The following is a 19,444-nucleotide window of genomic DNA, read 5'->3' on the forward strand; positions in this document are numbered from 1 at the left end:
CGATGCGACCTCTAGAACCGCGCCCGGAGCGTCACCCCATAGGTCCGTGGCGGCGCCAGGAAGGTCGCGAAGGTCCCCGTCTGCAACGGCTGATCAACGACCACCTGATTGTAGTCCTCGTCGGTCAGGTTCTGCGACCAGAGCTCGGCGGACCAGCGCTCGTCCGCCGAGCCCACCACAAGGCGCGCATTGACCAGGGTCATCGGCTTCTGGGACTTCATCGGATCGAGGTTGGACCCGGTGTTGTACTCCGAGGTGTATTTGGCCGAGAGGCTGGCCCGGAATTCCAGGTTGTCGCCGATCGGCCTCTTGTAGCTGGCCGTACCCGCCGCCGACCAAAGCGGCGCATAGGACAGGCGGCTGTTCGGCAGCCGCGGCGAGATGCCGGCCGGCGGGGCGAAGTCGCCGAATTGAGTTTCGGCGTAGGTGACGCCGCCTGAGAAGCTCAGGCCCTCCAGCGGCGTGCGCCACATCAGGTCGAGGTCGACGCCGCGCGACACCACCTCCGGGATCGAGGCCACCAGCCAGCTGATCCCCGTATAGGTGTTGAGCTGGAAGTCCTCGTAGGTCTGATGGAACAGGGTTGCGTTGGCGACCAGGCCATATCCCGCCGTGTTGGTCTTCACCCCCAGCTCATAGCTGGTCACCGTCTCGGCCGGGAAGCCGGTGTTGGGGTCGATCACCCCGATGGCCTTGCGCGAGCGGTCCAGGTTGAAGCCGCCGCTCTTGAAGCCCTCGGCGTAGGACGCATAGGCCATCACCCCTTCATTGAAGCGGTAGCTGCCTTTCAAGGTGCCGCTCCACCGGCCTTCGCCGGCGTCCTGGTGGGTGACGATGTTGTTGAAGGCTGGATCGGAGTGCGGGGCGCAGATCGCCGCGCGGGCCCCCGCAGGGATCGGTCGCACGATGGCGGCGGCGCAGGCGGCCGCGGGAACCGAGTTGGTGTAGTGGCTCTCGACGGTCTTCTCATCGTCGGAGTAGCGCAGGCCGAGCGTCAGCTCGAAGGCGTCCGTCACCTTCCAGCTGTTGTTGGTGAACAGCGCCCAGCCTTTCGAGGTGTGGTCGAAGCTGTCACGCGGTCCTTGGCCGGCGGGGAAGTTCGTCCCGACCGGAAGGCCGGTCAGGGCCGACACCGCGGCCGGATTGGCGCCGCCCGACAGCAGCAGGCTGAAATAGGTTTCATACGCGCTGCCGAATGTCGTCGTGGCCTGCGCCCTCAACGTCTCGTCCGAATAGAACGCTCCGACCAGCCAGTTCAGGTTCTCAGTCGCCCCGGCCAGTCGCACTTCCTGGGAGAAGGCCTTGATTTCGCTGAAGCTGGAGCCGTCGGCCGAGCGATACCAGATGTCCGCCGACGAGAAGTCGATGTCCGACCCATTCTCCGCTCGCCAATCGCGGAAAGCGGTGATCGAGGTCAGCGAAACGTCCTCGTTGATGTTCCAGTCGAGCTGGGCCGACACGCCCTTGTCGGTGATCTTCGATCCCATGTCCCGGTTGGCGTGGGCCACCCGCGCATAGGGATTGGCCGGGCGCATGACGCCGGCGTCGGCGGCCAGCGCGTCGACCAGGGCCGCGGTCGGCCCGGCCACGGTGACGAAGTTGACGCAGCAGTGCTCGTCGCGCTTAGAGAAGTCGGCCAGGAGCTTCACCACGACGGCGCTGGTCGGTTCGATCAGCAGCTGTCCGCGCACGGTGTAATAGTTCTGGTCGGTGTCGTCGGTGCGGGTACGGGGACCGGCGCCGGTCAGCACGTGGGCGAAACCGTCCCGCTCGCGCTTGGCGACATAGATCCGGCCGGCCATGACGTCGCCGGCGATCGGCCCCGTCACGCTGGCGGCCAGGCCGCGAGCGCCATGGTTGCCGTAAGTCACCTCACCGTTGGCGCCGAAGTCGAACGACGGCGGCTTGGTGATGACGTTGATCACGCCGGCCGAGGTGTTCTTGCCAAACAGCGTGCCCTGCGGGCCTTTCAGGATCTCGACGCGCTCCAACTCGCCAAGGTCGCCAAACGCCACGCCGCTGCGCGAGCGGTAAACGCCGTCGATAACCGTACCGACCGACGACTCCAGGCCCGGGTTGTCGCCGATGGTCCCGACGCCGCGGATCCGGGCCGAGGTTTGGGCCTCGCTGGTCGATGAGGTGACGCTGAGGCCAGGGGCCAGGACCTGAAGATCCTTGATGTCGCGGACGCCGGCGTCCTGCAACTGGCGCTGAGGCAGGGTGGTGACGACAATCGGAACGTCCTGGAGGTTCTGTTCCCGCTTCTGTGCGGTGACCACCAATTCGGCGACCGTTCCCTGATCCTGGGCCAACGCCGGGCTCGCCGCGCAGGCGGCCGCCAGAATCGCCCACGAGGCGGTGCGCATCATGTGTCTCATCTTCTCTCCCCAGACCGCCCTTTGATGGACGGCTTTGTTCTGTCGTCACGAACACCGGTGACGCTGCCATCGATGGTTGCGGAAGCGGGCGGAGAACTACAAGCTAGCGGAAGTGATAGGGTCGCCTCCGCGATCTGGGATTTGGCGGACCATGACGAGCACGACGCCGCAGGCCGAGCAGGAATTGGTGCGAGCCTTGGCCGTGCAGGTCCGCGATCTGGGCTTGAGGATCGGCCTGCCCTACATCGCGGTCAGCGCCGATATTGGCGACCCCGAGCCGGTGCGCGACGCCGACGGCGTACCCTTCGCCGAGACCCTGTTCCGGTGGTTGGATCCGGCCCTGCACTATTGGAAGGACCGCAGCTTCGCCCTGCGCTCGCCCTTCGTGTTCGCCGCGAGACATGTAGCCGAGCCGTTCTTCTTCGCAGACGGGCGTTTTGGGACCTGGCGCCCGGCGCCGCGACTGGAACGCCTTGAAGCTATCCAGTCCCCAGATCGCGTCGTGGTCGGAACCGCCATCGTGGCGCCGGCCCATCTGCCCGGCGGGGTGATCGGCGCCGTGGTTTGGGCCTCGCCGGAAGTCTTCGACATCCGCCCGACCTTCGAGCGTGAAGCGGCTGGTCTTCACGCCCTCGCGCTGCGTTGGCTGGCCGCCTACAACGACCTGGGCGTGGCGGCCGGCTCAGAGATGGTCCGGCTGACCCGGCGTGAGATCCAGTGCCTGAAATGGGCCGCCGACGGAAAGACCGACGCCGACATCGGGCAGATCATGAAGATCTCAACGCCGACGGTCCGCTTCCACATGCGCAACGCCGCCGACAAGATGGGGGTGGCCGGCCGTCCGCAGGCCGTCCACCACGCCACTACCCTCGGTTATATCGGCGAGCGCAAAAGTCGCAGCCGAGCCTAGACCTCCGCCGCGGACCGGCGGCAGAGGAAGCCGTAAATCGCGATCCAGATGTAGCAGGCCGCCGGAACCAGCAGCGCGATGCTCAGGCCGGCCTTGTCCGCGACCAGGCCGGTGAGCAGCGGGATGATCGCCCCGCCGACGATGGCCAGGCAGAGCAGGCCCGAGCCCTGGGGCGTGTCATCGCCCAGGCCCTCGATGGCCAGGGTGAAGATGGTCGGGAACATGACCGAGTTGCACAGCCCGATGGCGATGATCGCCACAGCCGAGACCATGCCCGCCGTGCCCGCCGAGGTGCAGGCCAACAGGCCAGCTCCAATCGCGCAGGCCCCCAGCACCAGGCCGGCCGGAACCTTGCGCATCACCGCCGAGCCGATGAACCGCCCGACCATGGCGCCGCCCCAATAGAGCGCGACCAGTTGGCCTGCCGTGGCGGCGACAGCGCCCAGGGTCTTGTCCAGCATCAGGTAGCTGATCATCACCGAGCCGATCGAGACCTCGGCGCCGACATAGACAAAAATTGACACCGCCCCGAGCGCCAGACGAGGACGCTTCAGCAGTGCGAAGTTGAACCCGCCGCCGACTTCGCTGGCCGAGGATGGCGCGGCCGGCGAGCGGCGCAGCAGCCAGAACACGACCGCGAGGACAACGAGCACCGAGGCGATCCCGAGGAACGGCAGTTGAACCGCATGAGCCTCGGCCTTGCGATAGGCTTCCAGCACGGCGGGCGCCACCTTGGCCGCGTCGGGGTGCTCGACCCCGCTCTTGAGGATCAGGGCCGCGCCGACCAGCGGGCCGACCGTGGTGCCGAGCGAGTTGAACGCCTGGGCGAGGTTGAGCCGCGAGTGCGACGTCTCCGGCGTGCCGAGCAGCGCGATCAGCGGGTTGGCGGCCACCTGCAGGGTGGTGATCCCCGCGGCCATCACGAACAGCGCCGCCAGGAAGGCCGGATAGAGGCCCAGCTGCGCGGCCGGCGCGAACATCAGGCACCCCGCCGCCATCACGATCAGGCCGACCACGATCTGGCGGAAATAGCCGATCCTTGACAGCAGCAGGCTCGCCGGGATCGAGAACACCAGATAGCCGAGGAAGAAGGCGAACTGCGTCAGCATCGCCTCGGCGTAGTTGAGCTGGAACAGCCCCTTGAGCTTCGGGATCAAGGTGTCGATCAGGACTGTCGCAAAGCCCCAGGCGAAGAACAGCGCCACCACCAAGGGCGCCACCCGCGCCGCCGCCGAGGCGCTGTGTGTCCCAACCGCCGCCGCAGCGCGACGAATATCCAGGGGCTGTTCCAAGCCGTTTCCTCCGCCGATCACTTTACTGGGTCAGTCCGTAGCCGAACCGATAAAGCGGTGCGGCGCTGTCATAAGGTTTGTCGCTCGCCTGGGACTGCACCGCAGCCATCGACGAGGGCAGTTCGAAGGGCAGACGCCCCTGCGCCTTGGCCTTGCCCATCAGGACGTCAAGCAGAGCCGCGTCGCTGACCCCGAAGTCGCCGATCAGAACGCTGGCGCGATCCTTGACCCCGGTCAGGATGGCCGGCCGATCGAGGAAGACGCTGACGATGGTCGGGACCTTCGCGCTCGCCTGCTTGATCGCCTCATAGTCCGCCGCGCCGTCCTTGAAGTCGAGATCACCCTCGTGCTGCATCAGGCCGAACAGATAGTTCGGATGGAGCATCTGGTGCGGCGCGCCAGTGCGGATGATGGCGACGTCGGCCTTATCCGGGCTGTCGACAACCACCAGGCCGCGAGCAGCGGCGATCTTGGCGTCCAGGCCCTGCAGATAGACCTTCTTGCCCGCCGTCAGCGGCAGGACGCCGTTCTTCTTTTCAAGCAGCACCAGCGAGCGAGCCTGGGCCGCCTCGCCCTCGGCCTGGAACGCCGGCGAGCCGACGATCCGTCCAGCCCGGGCCGGATCGACATAGGGATTTTCGAACAGGCCCTGCTCGAATTTCTGGACCAGGATCCGCTTCACCGACTGGTCGAGCCGCGCCTCCGTCGCCTGCCCCGACTTGACGATCCCGACCAGCAGCTCGGAATTTTCCGTGCCGCCGAACTGGTCGACCCCGGCGCCCAGCGCCTTGGCGAAGCGCTGGGTCTCGGTCAGATCATCGACGCCCCAGGGCATGCCGATCACCGGCGGCTGGCCAGCCTTCCACTCGCCGCGGCAGGCCGCCGGGCAATCGTTGGTGATCGCCCAATCGGAGAGAATGACTCCGTTGAAGCCGTACTTGCCGCGCAGCAGATCGGTCAGCAGGTACTTGTTGAAGCCCGCCCCCACCTGCTCCACCGGCTTGCCGTCGATGCTCAGGTTTTCAAGGATCGAATAGGTCGGCATGACGCCCGCCGCCTTGGCGGCGAAGGCGCCTTCGAACGGCTTGACGTGATAGGCGAAGTTCCCGCCCGGGAAGGTCGCGTAGCGGCCATAGGGACTGTGGCTGTCCCAGCCCTCCTTGGCCGCGCCATACCCGACCCAGTGCTTGACCACGGCGACGACGCTGTCCTTGGACAGGCCGTTCTCGCCGGCCTGGAACCCGGCCACATAGGCCCGGACCATGCGCGAGGCCAGGTCGGCGTCCTCGCCGAACGTGCCGGTGATCCGCGACCAGCGCGGTTCGGTGGCCAGGTCGGCCTGCGGCGACAGCGCCACATGGATGCCGGTCGCGCGGTATTCCTGCCGCGCCACATCCCCAAAGCGGCGCATCAAGGCGTCATCGCCGATCGCGGCGAAGCCCAGGCTCTCCGGCCATTTCGAGAAGCCGCCCGAGTCGACGCCCGCGCCGGCTGTAGATTGGAAGTGATTACGCGGATCGGTGCTGATGGTCGCGGGCACGCCGAGCCGGGTCTGCTCCGCCAGGGCCTGCAACTTGTTGTTCTCTTCGGCGATCGCCGGCCCCGAGCCGCTGAGGCGGGTGATGAAGCTGGAGACCCGCTTCTCGTTGATCAGTTTGGCCGCGCCTTCGAAATCATAGTGCTCGCCAGACCCGAACGTGTTGCCGGGGGCCGGCACGGTGCCGTGCATCATGGTTCCGGCCTTCTCGTCGAGCGTCATCCGCCCCACGAGATCGTTGGCGCGCGCCTGCGGCGTCAGCCGCCAGTCTTCATAGGGTTCGAGCTTGCCGCTGCGGTTGAGGTCCTTGAAGGACAAACCATCGACGGTGAGCTTGGCCGCCGAGCGCGCGCCAAGATCCGGCTGCGTGGCCGCCTGGCCCTGAGCCGGGATCGACGACAAGGCCGCCAGCGCCGCCCATGCGTATCCGATCCGCCGTACGTTCATTTCGCCCTCCCCGTTTTTTCTTTCGTCCGCCCAGGGCCCTGAAAAAGGGCGGCGGGCTCGGCCTTGATCCGAACCCGCCAGTGCCGCGTGGGTGACGCGAATATTTCCAGCAGAGCACACGCTACTGTTAACGTTGTCAATGCGCGACTTGAAGCGCTCGCGCCGTAAGATCCTGGGCGATGCGCGCGGCGCCGATCAGCGCGGTGTGGGGTTGCACGATCACGCGTGTGGGCATGTCCTGCACCAAACCGCTGAGCCGCCCCTTGGCCTCGAACCGCTGCCGGAAACGGCTGAATTCCAGGAAGGAGGCCACGCCGGTCGCCAGACCTCCGGCCAGGAACACCCCGCCCCTTGCACCGAATGTCAGGGCTGCGTCTCCCGCCACCGATCCGAAGACGGCGCAGAACTGTTCCAGCACCGCCACGCACAGCCGATCACGCTTGATGAGCGCGCCTTCGGTGATGTCCTCCGGCGTCAAGCCGGGTTCAGCCGGCAGGGCGAGGATCTCGGCCATGACCTCGTACAACGCCAACAGGCCAGGGCCAGACAGCAGCCGCTCGATGGAGACACGGCCATGCTGAGTTCTCAGGGCGCGCAGGATCTCGATCTCGATGTCGTCGGTCGGCGCGAAGCTCGCGTGGCCGCCCTCGCTGGCGACCACCTGCAACCCGCCCTGCCCGCCCCGGATCAGCGCCGCCAGGCCAAAACCCGTACCCGCGCCGGCCACCAATATCGGCGCCCCAGCCAGGCCCGGAAGCTCGCGCCCGATCACTTGGCTATCCTCGGGCCGCAGGTCGGCGACGCCGGTCGCCAGAGCCTCGAAGTCGTTCACCAGCCTGGCCCGAGCGAAGCCTTGGCCCAGCAGCTCGGCCTCCGAAGCTTCCCAGGCGACGTTCGTCAGACGCGCCGCCCCGTTCGCCACGGGGCCGGCGACGGCGATCACCGCCGCCTCCGGCCGCGCGGTCAAGGTCACCGAAGCCATGAAGGCTTCAGCCGCCTCGGCCAGGCTCGCATGATCACGGCACAGCACATTGCGGGCGCAGACGATCGACGAGCGTCCCTCGCCCAAGGTCACCACGGCGAAACGCGCATTGGTGCCGCCGATATCGCCCACCAGGGCGTAACTCCCACTCATTCGCCCGCTCGCCTTCAGTAGGCCGACGGGGCGATGAGCGCGGCCTCGGCGTCGCACGCCTGAGGTTTCTCCGCCCCGGGCGCGGCCCGCAAGGCGGCAAGCTCGGCGCGCGCCTGATCCATGTCGGCCCGGAACTCCGGCGAGCCATGCAGGGTGGCGAAGGTCGAGGCGGCGACCACGGCCCCGGCCTCGACGGCGCTGGCGTTATGAGCGCCGCACACCGCGCGGCTCTGACCATAGGCCCGGCCGCGGGTCAGGATCTCGGTGGCCTGATCCGGCGCCAGTTCGGCCAGCACCAGGGCCCAGGACCAACCCCAGACGGTGTGACCGGACGGATAGTCGAAACTGCTCGCGACCTGCGCGGTCGGTTGGCAGATCTCGCCCTGTGCGACCTGGAAGGGTCGCAGCCGCTTGAAGTGGTGCTTGGCGCTTTCATTGGCGACCATGCTGTCGCCCAGCACCCGAAGCATGATCGCGTTGAGCTTGGGCGCATTGTCGGCCGTGAGCTTGACCCCGACCGAGCAGGAATAGGCCTCCATCATCGCAGCCGGCGCCATCTGGACGTCGCGGGTCGCCAGTTTCCAACGCTCCCCGTCCTTGAGCGCCCGCGTCGACTGGAAGACCGCTCGGTCGGTCTGGTCGCGCGGATCGCCATCGGTCGGCGCCGGCGCGACGATGTGCTCGGCGTTCAGCGCGCCCGGCGCCAGGTAGCCCTTTGGCAGGGTCGGAAATTTCACCGGCTCGGCGCCGGCCAGGGCGGCGCCGGCCAGGATCGAGATCCCGGCCGTAACCACCCCTGCGCAGATCAGCTTGCGCATGTCGTTCATCGTAATCCTCTCAAACTCAGGCTGGAGATCAGCGCAGCTTCACACCGGCCTTGATCCCGAAGGTTCGCGGCGCGCCGTAGCTGCCGAAGAAGTTGCGCGCGGAGTCGGAGCTGACCGACAGCAGCACCGCTTCGTCCTCGAGGTTGTCGACGAAGGCCTCGACGTACCAATCCTTGTCGGCGCTGTAGCGCAGGCTGAGGTCGGTGGCCGTGTAGCCCTTCTGGCTCGCCTGGGCGTAGGGGTTCAGCACCGTCCCGGCGACCCGGATGTCGCGGTTGTTGAACTCGGTGAAGTAGACCTTCGACTGGTAGCGCGTGCTGGCGCGCGCGGTCAGTTCGCCCGACGCCAGCGGGATCGAATAGGCGACGCCCAGATTGCCGTTCCAGCGCGGCGCGCGCGGCAACCGGTTGCCTGACAGGTCATGCACCGTCCCGTAGAGCGCGTCGATCGCGCCGGTGTAGCGGTCGAACTTCGCGTCGAGATAGCCGGCCGAGGCGTCGAAGCTGAGACGATCGGTGATCCGGGCGCGGCCTTCGAACTCCAGGCCCCAGACGGTCGAAACCCCCGCGTTCGTGGTCAGGGCGCGGATGACGCCGCTCTCGTCCGGGCCGAGAGAAACCACCTGCAAGTCTTTGTAGTCATAGTAGAATGCGGAGAAGTTGGCGAGCAGTCGGCGGTCGAGGAAGTAGTTCTTCGAACCGAGCTCGTAGGCGGTCAAGGTCTCGGGACCGAAGTTGCGGTTGCTGGTGAACCCGCCAGCCTTGTAGCCGGTCGAGACGCTGCCATAGACCATGTTGTCCGGCGTCACTTCCCAGTCCGCGCCCAGACGCCAGGTGGTCTTGGCCCAGGAACCGGCGTCCGGTCGGAAGGTATTGATCGTCGTGCCCAGCGGCCGCGTCAGCCCGACCGGATTGCCCTTGCGGTCCTCGGAATAGCGAATGCCGCCGAAGATGGTCAGGGTGTCGGTGATGTCGAAGTCCACCTGCCCGAACGTCGCCCAGGATTCTGCGAAGCGGTCGGGACGGAGCAGCACCACCCCGGTGGTGCGGGCCAGGTTGGTGTACTGGTAGAGGTTATCGTCGTTGGTTTCCTTGATGTAGTAGGCGCCAAGGATGTACTTCAGCGGGCCGTCGCCGTTCGACGCCAGGCGAAGCTCCTGCGAGAAGGTCTTGTTCTTATTGAAATAGTGGATGGTTTGAGTGCCCGTCGCGGTGGCGTCGACATCGCTGGTCACTTCCTGATCGTCGGCCCGATATGAGGTCAACGAAACGATGTCAAAGGCGTCCAACCCGTAGGTGACCTCGCCGGTCACGCCCCAGATCTTGTTGTTGATGCTGCCGGCCGTGTTGGTCTCGGCGCGGTAAGGCGCGCTGCGGCCGGACTTGATGTAGCTCACCGGGCCGTTGCCGATCAGCACGTTGCCGGTTCCGGCCCCGCCGGCGTGATAGTAGTCGGCCGAGAGCAGCATCCGCAGTCGCTCACCAGGGGTGAACAGCATGTGGACCCGGCCGGCCTCCTCCTCGGCGTCGCCGAGGTTCGGCATCCCCGGCGTGACGTTCTTCTGGTAGCCGTCACGGCGGTTGATGATGAAGGCGGCGCGCGCGGCCAGCGTCTCATCGATGATGGGGAAGTTGTACATCCCCTGGGCGGTCATCCGGGAATAGTCGCCGAGCAGCATCTCACCGGCGGCCTCGAAATGGTTCACCGGCTTGCGGGTGATGATGTTCAGGCTGCCCGCCGTGGCGTTACGGCCCCAGAGCGTTCCCTGCGGCCCGCGCAGCACTTCGACCCGCTCAAGATCGTAGAAGACCGAGTTGGCGCCCGACGGCCTGGGCAGATAGACGCCGTCCAGGTGGAAGGCCACCGACGGGTCGCGCTGCGGCACAACGCCGGCCGAGCTGACGCCCCGGATGCTGATGATCACCTCGTTGCCGGCCTGGCCGATATTGAGGTTGGGGACCTTTCCGGTCAGGTCGCCGGCGTCGACGACATTCTGCTGCTGCAACACGTCGCCGCTGATGGCGCTGACGGAGAGCGGAGTGCTCTGCACGGTGCCTTCGCGCTTCTGGGCGGTGACCACCACTTCTTCGACCTGGACCGGACCGGCGCGGCTTCCCGATTGCGCATGGGCGGCGCTGGTCATGGCCAGCGCGGCGGCGCCGGCCAGCCAAAAGACTTTGCTCGTCATCATGTTCTCCCTGGGCGCGGCCGGCGCTTCATGGCCCCGGCCGTCTGTTAACGTTGTCAATTTCAGATGGACTGAGACGCCGCGATACCGCGGCGTCTCTGGACCTAGAACCTGGCCGAAAGCTGCACGCCGTAGAGCCGCGGCGGCGCATAGGCGCCGGAGCCCGCGACACGGTTGACGTTCTGAGCGTCGGGGCTGCCCTGTACCAGAACCGCCTCGTCCTCGAGATTGCGACCGTAGGCCATGAGGCTCCAGACACCGCCTGGCGCATCATAGGTCACGATCAGGTCGGTCTTGGTGTAGGCGTCCTGCTCGGTCACATCGAAGTTGTGATAGTCGAGGTTCTTGCTGCTCTCGTAGTGGGTCTGGACCCGCACGGTCAGCCGGCCGTCATTGGTGAAGCTCCAGCTGTGCTGGTAGCCGAGATTGAAGGTCCACTCCGGCGACTTGGCCAGCGTCAGGCCCGAATAGTCCGCGAAGCCGGGGGAGAACGAGTCGCCTCCAAGCAGGGCGAAATCCTTGTACTCGGCATGCAGATAGGCGGCCGAGCCGTCAATCCGATCGTTCTCTGTGATCAGCAACGTGCCTTCCAGCTCGGCCCCGTAAAGCGTCGCCTTGGCGGCGTTGACAGTGACAGCCGAGGGCTGGCCGGCGACGACGCCGGTCCCGGTGACCTGGAAGTCCTGATAGTCGTAGTAGAAGGCCGACAGGTTTAGCTGAGCGCGGTTCTCCATGAACCGGTTCTTGGCCCCGACCTCGTAGGCGGTCAGACGCTCTGGCTCATACTTGTTGTTCAGCGGCGGCAACCCGTCGCCGTAGCCGCCGGCCTTGTAGCCCGTCGAGGTCGAGACGAAGAGCAGCGAGGTCGGCGTCAGATCGAACTCCATACCCAGCTTGTAGTCGGTCGACTCCCAGGTGAAGTCCGCGACGTTGCCGTAAAGCAGGCATCCGGGCGGCGGGGCGCCGAAGAACGGCCGCTCCATACCGCCTGGCATCTGACAGCCGCCATTGCTGTTCAGCGCCACGTAGGTCCCGCCGGTCCGCCCCTTGTGGTCACGCGTGTAGCGCAGCCCCGCCGTCGCCCGCAGCTGATCGGTGAAGCTGTAGGTGCCCTGCGCGAACACCGCCTTGGAGTCCGAGTAGGTGTTGGGCTGGATGAAGGCCACCAACGGGAAGATGTTGGCGTAGACGTTGTTGGTCTCTTTGAAATAGTAGAGGCCGCCGACCCACTTGAACCGGCCCTCGGCATTGCCGAGGCGCAGTTCGTGCGACTCCTGCTGCTCATCAGAGTCGAAATAGATGGTGTTGCAGCCGAGCCCGAGCACGGGGTCGCAGCTGCTCGGCGGGCGAGGCGCTCCAACCCGATAGTTGCGGCCGCTGCCGGCCAGCGTATGGACGAGATCGTTACGGATCGCGCCCAGATAGGTCAGCACGCCGAACGACAGATCCAGATTGGCCTGCGCGCTGAGCCCGTAGTTTTGCTGATTGCTCGCGCCGTCGCGGGAGATCGGGAACGTATAGGGATCGCCCCCGGCCGCGTACTGGCCCAGCGGCGCGCTGGCGCTGCCGACATAGTCGTTGCGGAAATAGTCGCCGCTCAGCAGCAGCGAGAAGTTCTCGGTCGGCTTCAGCAGGACATGCAGGCGCAGGGCGACCGCGTCTTCATCGTTGTAGTCGTTGGACGGCGCGTTGGAGGTGTAGCCGTCGCGCTTGGCCGTCTGGAAGGCGGCGCGCACCGCCACCTTGTCCGAGAACGGCAGGTTCACCGCGCCGCTCGCGCGGATCAGGGAGTAGTTGCCGAGCTCAAGCTGGGCGTTGGCCTCATACTCGCTGGTCGGTTTCTTGGTGATGACGTTGAGGCTGCCGGCCGTGGCGTTACGGCCATAGAGCGTGCCTTGCGGACCACGCAGCACCTCGGTGCGGTCGAGATCGAAGAACAGGCCGGCGGCCGAACGCGGGCGCGCCATGTAGACGCCGTCGACGTTGAAGGCCACAGCCGGGTCCCCGACCTCGGTGTTGTTGGTGCTGCCGATGCCGCGCACCGCGATCTCCACCGAGCCGCCGACCGAACCGATCTGCACGCCGGGCACGACCGTGGTCAGGTCGGTGACGGTGCGGACGCCCTGCTTCTCGAGCTGGTCGGCCGAGAGCGCGGTGATCGCGAGCGGCGTGCTCTGCGCGGTCTCCTCGCGACGCTGGGCGGTGACCACCACCTCCTCGATTTCCATATTGGACTGGGCGTGCGCGGCGGTCGCCAGCATCAACACCTGAACAGCCGCACTCGCGGCCAGAATAGACCTGGTGAACATCGTTTCCCCCTCGTGACCGATATCCAACGCCCGGCCATCAATTTTCAGGCCCAGCAAACCAGCCGAACCGACGCCGGAAAGAGATCACATCCGATAACGTTGTCAATTTGAATCTGACAACGTTATCTGGATCGCAAATTTGTAGTACTGAGTATCCTTCCCGGCCGGCGTCGCTAAACGGCGGCGGCCCTGTGGAGCTTGCAGCTTTACGCGAACCGGACGAGGTTCCGAGGGCGCGCCGTCTGGAGTTAGGCTTGACCCGTCAACCGACGATCAAAGACGTCGCCACCAAGGCCGAGGTCTCCTTCAAGACCGTGTCGCGGGTGCTCAATGGCGAGCCGCATGTTCGCGAAGAGGTCCGTGATCGAGTTTTGGCCGCGGCGGCGGCGCTCAACTATCGCCCGAACATCGCCGCCCGAGGCCTGATCGGCGGGCAGTCGCGACTGATCGGATTTCTCTACGACAACCCCAACTACAGCTATGTGACCGAGGCCGAGATCGGCGCCCTGCTCCGCTGCAAACAGTCCGGCTACCACCTGGCGATCGAGCCGGTGGATTCGCAGGGCGATGTCGGCGGCCAGATCGAACAGATCCTCGCCAGCCTGCGCCTTGACGGCGTAATCCTGACCCCGCCGATCTCCGATGATCCGGCCGCCCTGGCCGCTCTCGACCGGCTGGGTGTCAGGCATGTGCGAATCGCGCCGCACGCCGACCGGGATCTCAGCCCCTGCGTCTTCATCGACGACGACGAAGCGGCTTTCGCCATGACCCGCAGTTTGCTGGATCTGGGGCACAGGACCATCGGGTTTGTTCTCGGGCACCCCGACCACGGAGCCTCGCCGCAGCGCCTGGCCGGGTTCCGCCGCGCGATGCGGGAACAAGGACTCAGCCCGGACGCAAACCACCTGATCCAGGGCTACTTCACCTTCGAGTCAGGAATGGAGGCGGGCCTGCGCCTGCTCACCCTGCCCCACCGCCCCACGGCGATCTTCGCGGCCAACGACAAGATGGCCCTGGGCGTCATGGCCGCGGCGCGCGACCTGGGCCTGACCATCCCGGGCGACGTGTCCATCGCCGGCTTCGACGACACGCACGCCGCGCAGATGGGGTGGCCGTCGCTGACGACCGTCCACCAACCGGTCGAAGACATGTGCGCCGCAGCCGCCGGCATGTTGATATCGCTGGCCGCCGGCGAGCCCCTTCGCGAGGCGGCCAGAAAGCTCGACTTTCAGATCATGCCGCGTGCGTCGACCGCGCGGATCTAGACGCTTGGCGGCGCGGCGGTCGTGCCGCGAAACACCAGGCTGAAATCCAGCCGCCGATGCTCGACCTTGCGCTCCTCGGCGTCCGCTTGGCCGATGACCAGCTCGGCGGCGGCGGCGGCCATGGCCTGGATAGGTTGGCGCACCGTCGTCAGTTGCGGCCAGGCTAGCCGCGCGATCTCGCTGTCGTCGAAGCCCGCCACCGAAAGATCGCCCGGAACCGACAGTCCCAGCCGATGCGCGGCGGCCATCACCCCGATCGCGGTCTCGTCGTTGCTGCCAAAGATCGCGGTGGGACGATCGGGGGCGGTCAATAGCGACATCGCGCTGGTCTCGCCGCCGTCAAACATGAAGTCACCTTGCTGGACCAGCCGCGGTTCGATCGCCCGCCCTCGACCTTCAAGCGCGAGGCGGTAACCTTCGAAGCGCCAAGCCGACGCTGCGTGGTCCCCTGGCCCAAGGATGAAGCCGATCTTCTCGTGACCGAGGTCAAGCAGCGCCTCGGTCATCTCGCGGGCGGCCTGGACGTCGTCGATCGAGATCGACGAGGCCCGCTCAGGCTCGAGGCTCGGCGCCATCCGTACATATGGGGTGCGGGCGCGGTCGAGAGCCTCGAGCACCGGCAGGTCGTCAGTCATCGGCGGCAGCAGCAGGAACCCGTCAGGCCTGAGCGCCGCGATGGCGCTGACCACTGCGCCAGCCATGACATCGGTGCGGCTGTCATAGGGCTGGGCCACGACATGATAGCCCTCAGCCCGGCAGTACTGGATCGCCCCTTGCTGGAACTCGGCCACATAGGCGGGAATGATTTCCGGGATCAGCAGGCAGATCAGGAACGACCGCGATCCGGGAAGCCCCCGCGCGAAGACGTTACGCCGATAGCCAAGCGCAGAGACGGCGGCCTGCACCCTGTCCCTGGCCTCCGCGCTGACGTGGCGTTCGCCGTTCAGCACGCGAGATACGGTCATCACCGACAGGCCGGCCCATGCCGCCACGTCCCGGATCGTCGTCGTCACGCGTTCGAATCTCCGCCCGTCGGCCGGTTTGCCGACGGTCCTCACGCGCGGTTATAGCGCGGAAATCTGAAGGAAGCGGCCTCGTCGTATCAGACGAGGCCGCGCCCAAGACTAGTGCTGGCCTGCGTCGACGGCCTGCTCGGTGAGATCGAGCCGCGCCTTCCAAGGATCGGCCTTGGCGGCGGTTCCATCATTGGCCAGATCCAGAATCTGATCACTCGCCGGATCATAGACCGGCCAGGCCGGACGACCGTCGCCGTTAGGATCACCTGTTTTCGCGAAGGCCACCCAATAGGCGTTGGTGAGTTGCGCGATCTTGGCGTCGGAGGGGGTCAGGGCCTCGCCGTACTTGGCCTTGACCGTGTCGAACACGTACGGGATTTCCGTGGCGTGCGGAGCGCCTGGCCATTCCTTGCGCATCGACTCAGCGACATAGGAGAACCGGAAGACGTAGACCGGCCGCTTCAGATGCGACCAGGCCTTGGCCGCGAACCGCGCCGGCTCGACCATCATCTTGTCGCTGGCGACCAGCGACCCGACCGCGCCGACGCTGCCCGTGCCCTTGGGATCGTAGGCCGCCTGAGCCGCCGCTCGGTTCGCAGGCCCGAAGGGCGCGTAGATCTCATCCAAGGTCCGGGCCATCGAGATCCCGATGTCCATGCTGTTGGCGCCGACCATCAACGGGACATTGGCGCCGCCGCCGGCCCGGTAGATCCGTTCCGGCTCATCCACCACGATCAGGCCGTCGGTCATCGGCCCGGCGTAGGTCGGTGTGGGCGCGAACATGGTCATCAGGTTCAGATTGGCGATGACGGCGTCGGTCGGGAGCTTGCGCAGCGCGGCCAAGGCGGCGGCGTCCTCGCCTTCAATCCCAACGCTCTTGGCGAAGGCCAGCCCGACGGTCTCGCCCGAAGGCGGCGCCCCGGCGGTGGTCCCGCTGACGCGGCGACCGGGGGCCATGGTGCCCCGTCCGCCGCCGGACTCGACGATCGCCTTGTGGAACAGCCCCTTGGCCTCCGGCGTCGTCAGCAGGGTGTGGACCGAGAAGCCCCCCGCCGATTCTCCGAAGACCGTGACATTGCTTGGGTCACCGCCAAAAGCGGCGATGTTCCTCTGCACCCACTTGAGCGCGGCGATCTGGTCCATGAACCCGTAGTTGCCGAGCGGCCCCTTCGGGCTCTCCTTGCTGAGCGCGGGGTGGGCGAAGAACCCGAACCGGCCGAGGCGATAGTTGAAGCTGACGAGAACCACGCCCTGCTTGGCGAACTGGTCGCCGGCATAGACCTCCGGCGACGAACCGCCGTTCACGAAGCCGCCGCCATAGATCCAGACCATCACCGGCAGCTTGGCCTTGGAGGCCGCGGCCGGACGCCAGACGTTCATGACCAGGCAGTCCTCGGACGGCGCCGTCCCCAGGGGCGCTGCGTCGCTCGGGAACGGTTTCTGCGCGCAGTCATGGCCATACTCGGCCGCTGGGCGGATACCGCTCCAGGCCGGGGCCGGTTGCGGCGCGCGCCAGCGCAGGTCGCCGACCGGCGGGGCCGCGAACGGCACGCCCTTGAAGGCGGCAACCCCATCCTTGACCACGCCTTGGACCTGGCCGCTCTGGGTCCGAACCACTTCAGTCCGGGTCTCCGCAGCGTGCGCCCCGCTGCTCGCGAGGCCGACCACCAGGGCCGCGCCCAGAGCACTCATCTTGCCGTTCATAGCTTTTTCCCCAACGGCACGAGGCCGCGCTTTGTGTTTGTTTCTCATGGCTTCAGCAGCGTGGCGGTGACGCGCGAGGCGCCGTTCAGTCGCAGGTCCGCCGAGCTCGCGCCGACGGCGACGGCGTAATCGCCCGCCGAAACCCGCCAGCCCGGAGCCTTGACGTCGTACTCTGCCAACAGCCGCGGGTCGGCCGACACCTCGACCTTGCGAGTCTCGCCCGGCTTCAGCGCCACCTTCTTCCAACCGATCAGACGGCGTTGTTGACCAGGCGGGGTGGCGTAGACCTGCGCCACCTCCATGCCCTCGCGGGCTCCGGCGTTGGTCAGGGTGAAGCTCACCTTCAGCGTCTCCCCGCCTGCCACCTTCAAGCCGCCGTAGGTGAAGTGGGTGTAGGAAAGCCCATGGCCGAAGGGGAACAGCGGCTTTTGCCCGCGTGCCTCAAAGCCGCGATAGCCGACCTCCGAACCTTCCGGATAGGGCACGCTGAACAGCGGATCATTGCCGCCGAACAGAACGAACTTGAGCTCCGAGCCGGGGATCTTGGGACGCGGAAGCTGCGCCTCGCTTTGCGGGAAAGAGATCGGCAGCTTGCCGGACGGATTGACCTTGCCGAACAGGATGTTGGCGATGGCCTCCCCGCCCCGTTGCCCCGGATACCAGACCTCGAGCACGGCCCCGACGTTGGACAGCCAGGGCATCAACACCGGATTTCCGGTCTGCAGCACCACGATCGTGCGCGGATTGGCGGCTGCGACGGCGGCGATCAAGGCGTCCTGACCATCCGGCAGCGACAGGTTCGGCGCGTCCTGGATCTCGGTCTGCCATTGTTCGGCGAAGACGATGGCCACCTCGGCCTGCTTGGCCGCCGCTACGGCGGCGGCGATGTCCTGGCCGCCGGAGAAGCTGACCTTCGCACCCGGAGCCGCCGCCGCGATCGCCTTCATCGGCGACGAGGCGTGGTAGACGATCTTGAACAGGCCCCCGAAGGCGCCCTTGCCGGGAAGCTCCAAGGCCGATCCGCCATACGAAATCACCTGCGAGGATCCGGCCCCCGAAAGCACGCCCACGTCGGCATGGGCGCCGATCACCGCGATGGACTTGGCTTGGGCCGCCAACGGCAGCAATCCGCCCTCGTTTTTCAGCAGCACGGCGCCTTCCTCGGCGACCTTCTGGGCGACCGCGGCGTGGGCCGCCTTGTCGATGTCGCGCTTGACCGGCGGATGCTCGACCACGCCGACTGCATACATGCTGTGCAGGATCCGGCCGGCCATGTCGTCCAGCCGCGCCATTGGCACCTGGCCGCTTTCGACGGCGGCCTTCAACGGCGCGCCGAAGAAGTCCTGCTTGTCGAAGGTGTGGGCCGACTCCTGGTCCAGGCCGCCCATCGCGGCCTTCACCGTCGAGTGCACGCCGCCCCAGTCCGACATCACCCAACCCGGGTAGGCCCAGTCGCCCTTCAGCACCTTGTTCAGCAGGAAGTCGTTCTCACAGCCATACTCGCCGTTGATGCGATTATAGGAGCACATCACCGCGCCGGGCTTGCCGCGCTCGATGGCGATCTCGAACGCCAGCAGATCGGTCTCGCGCATCGCCTTCTCATCGATGTCGGAGCTCAGCGTCATCCGACCGGTCTCCTGGTCATTGATCGCGAAGTGCTTCACCGTCGAGATCACGTGGCGGCTCTGGATGCCGGCGATCGACTCCCCCGCCATGACGCCGGCCAGCAGCGTGTCCTCGCCGAGATATTCAAAGTTGCGGCCGTTGCGCGGGTCCCGCGCTAGATTGACCCCGCCGGCCAGCAGCACGTTGAAGCCTTTGGCGTGGGCCTCAGTTCCGATCATCGCCCCGCCGTCATGGGCGAGCTGCGGATTCCAGGTCGAGGCGGTGGCGAGGCCTGACGGCAGCGCCGTGGCCTGATCGCCCGGCCGCATATTGCCGCCGTTGGCGACGCCCAGGCTGGCGTCGCTCTCCTGCAAGGCCGGCACGCCCAGCCGCGACACGCCGGGAACATAGCCAGCCCCTCCCAGGGCCTCCTTCGGCGGCGTTGCATTCATCGGCGGCGGCGCACCCTTCAGGCTCGCGCCGAAATAGCCGTGCACCAGGGAGAGTTTCTCATCCAGGGTCATCTGACCGACCGTCGCCGCGGCTCGCTGAGCCGGCGCCTGGGTCCGATCCTGCGCTGCGGCCGAAGCCGTCCACGCCATTGCTGTGACAGCCACAAGTTCCACGCCACGCCGGCGCCATCGACGTTCGAGCATAGCTCGTTCCCCCCTCACGAACCGCTGAGCGGTTTCCTCGTCGCATTCACGGGCGCACATCCGCGCACCATGACGACGACCAATGCTGCGCCCACTCTGGTAACGTTGTCAATTCGCATTGCTCCGGCGCCCTTCGATGAGCCGGAACACGACCAGCCGGCCAGAAGACGAGACC

12 protein-coding genes are annotated in these 19,444 nt (G+C 66.6%); 2 read left to right on the top strand and 10 right to left on the bottom strand.

Annotated elements, in window-relative coordinates; genetic code table 11:
* Positions 1 to 11: 11 nt before the first annotated feature.
* Positions 12 to 2,378 (bottom strand): TonB-dependent receptor, encoded by a 2,367-nt coding sequence (locus tag ASE02_RS11655; RefSeq protein ID WP_056734313.1) that lies wholly within the window; start codon positions 2,376 to 2,378, stop codon positions 12 to 14.
* Between the two features lie 151 nt (positions 2,379 to 2,529).
* On the opposite strand from ASE02_RS11655, the gene ASE02_RS11660 reads away from it, so the two are divergent.
* Positions 2,530 to 3,288 (top strand): LuxR C-terminal-related transcriptional regulator, encoded by a 759-nt coding sequence (locus ASE02_RS11660; RefSeq protein WP_056734315.1) that lies wholly within the window; start codon positions 2,530 to 2,532, stop codon positions 3,286 to 3,288.
* Here ASE02_RS11660 and ASE02_RS11665 read toward each other — a convergent pair.
* From ASE02_RS11665 to ASE02_RS11690, 6 genes are all read right to left on the bottom strand, one after another.
* Positions 3,285 to 4,580, bottom strand: a complete 1,296-nt coding sequence (locus ASE02_RS11665; protein WP_200957665.1) for a sugar MFS transporter — start codon at positions 4,578 to 4,580, stop codon at positions 3,285 to 3,287. The genes ASE02_RS11660 and ASE02_RS11665 overlap by 4 nt on opposite strands.
* 22 nt (positions 4,581 to 4,602) lie before the next feature.
* Positions 4,603 to 6,564: a glycoside hydrolase family 3 protein gene (locus tag ASE02_RS11670; protein ID WP_056734320.1), complete on the bottom strand. Its 1,962-nt coding sequence runs from the start codon at positions 6,562 to 6,564 to the stop codon at positions 4,603 to 4,605.
* 136 nt (positions 6,565 to 6,700) lie between these two features.
* Positions 6,701 to 7,699, bottom strand: coding sequence for a glucokinase (gene glk, locus ASE02_RS11675; protein ID WP_082602021.1), 999 nt, complete (start codon positions 7,697 to 7,699; stop codon positions 6,701 to 6,703).
* A gap of 14 nt (positions 7,700 to 7,713) precedes the next feature.
* The gene (locus ASE02_RS11680) at positions 7,714 to 8,526 is read right to left on the bottom strand and encodes a phosphatase PAP2 family protein (RefSeq protein WP_056734324.1); all 813 of its coding nucleotides are present in this window, start codon (positions 8,524 to 8,526) and stop codon (positions 7,714 to 7,716) included.
* Positions 8,527 to 8,554: 28 nt separating this feature from the next.
* Positions 8,555 to 10,714 carry a TonB-dependent receptor gene (locus tag ASE02_RS11685; RefSeq protein ID WP_162257165.1) on the bottom strand — a complete coding sequence of 720 codons (2,160 nt, stop codon included), beginning with the start codon at positions 10,712 to 10,714 and terminating at the stop codon, positions 8,555 to 8,557.
* Between the two features lie 104 nt (positions 10,715 to 10,818).
* The gene (locus tag ASE02_RS11690) at positions 10,819 to 13,023 is read right to left on the bottom strand and encodes a TonB-dependent receptor (RefSeq protein WP_056734327.1); all 2,205 of its coding nucleotides are present in this window, start codon (positions 13,021 to 13,023) and stop codon (positions 10,819 to 10,821) included.
* Between the two features lie 254 nt (positions 13,024 to 13,277).
* Here ASE02_RS11690 and ASE02_RS11695 point away from each other — a divergent pair, with 254 nt between their 5' ends.
* A complete protein-coding gene (locus ASE02_RS11695) occupies positions 13,278 to 14,288 on the top strand; it encodes a LacI family DNA-binding transcriptional regulator (RefSeq protein ID WP_056734329.1) in 1,011 nt (336 codons plus the stop codon).
* Here ASE02_RS11695 and ASE02_RS11700 read toward each other — a convergent pair.
* The 3 genes from ASE02_RS11700 to ASE02_RS11710 form a co-directional block, all read right to left on the bottom strand.
* Positions 14,285 to 15,301: a LacI family DNA-binding transcriptional regulator gene (locus tag ASE02_RS11700; protein WP_235536675.1), complete on the bottom strand. Its 1,017-nt coding sequence runs from the start codon at positions 15,299 to 15,301 to the stop codon at positions 14,285 to 14,287. The genes ASE02_RS11695 and ASE02_RS11700 overlap by 4 nt on opposite strands.
* A 111-nt stretch (positions 15,302 to 15,412) precedes the next feature.
* Positions 15,413 to 17,008, bottom strand: a complete 1,596-nt coding sequence (locus ASE02_RS11705) for a carboxylesterase/lipase family protein (protein ID WP_235536676.1) — start codon at positions 17,006 to 17,008, stop codon at positions 15,413 to 15,415.
* A 44-nt stretch (positions 17,009 to 17,052) separates the two neighbouring features.
* Positions 17,053 to 19,215 (bottom strand): beta-glucosidase, encoded by a 2,163-nt coding sequence (locus ASE02_RS11710; RefSeq protein ID WP_235536677.1) that lies wholly within the window; start codon positions 19,213 to 19,215, stop codon positions 17,053 to 17,055.
* Positions 19,216 to 19,444 lie beyond the last annotated feature (229 nt).

It is taken from the genome of Phenylobacterium sp. Root700 (genome assembly GCF_001429025.1).
GTDB lineage: Bacteria > Pseudomonadota > Alphaproteobacteria > Caulobacterales > Caulobacteraceae > Phenylobacterium.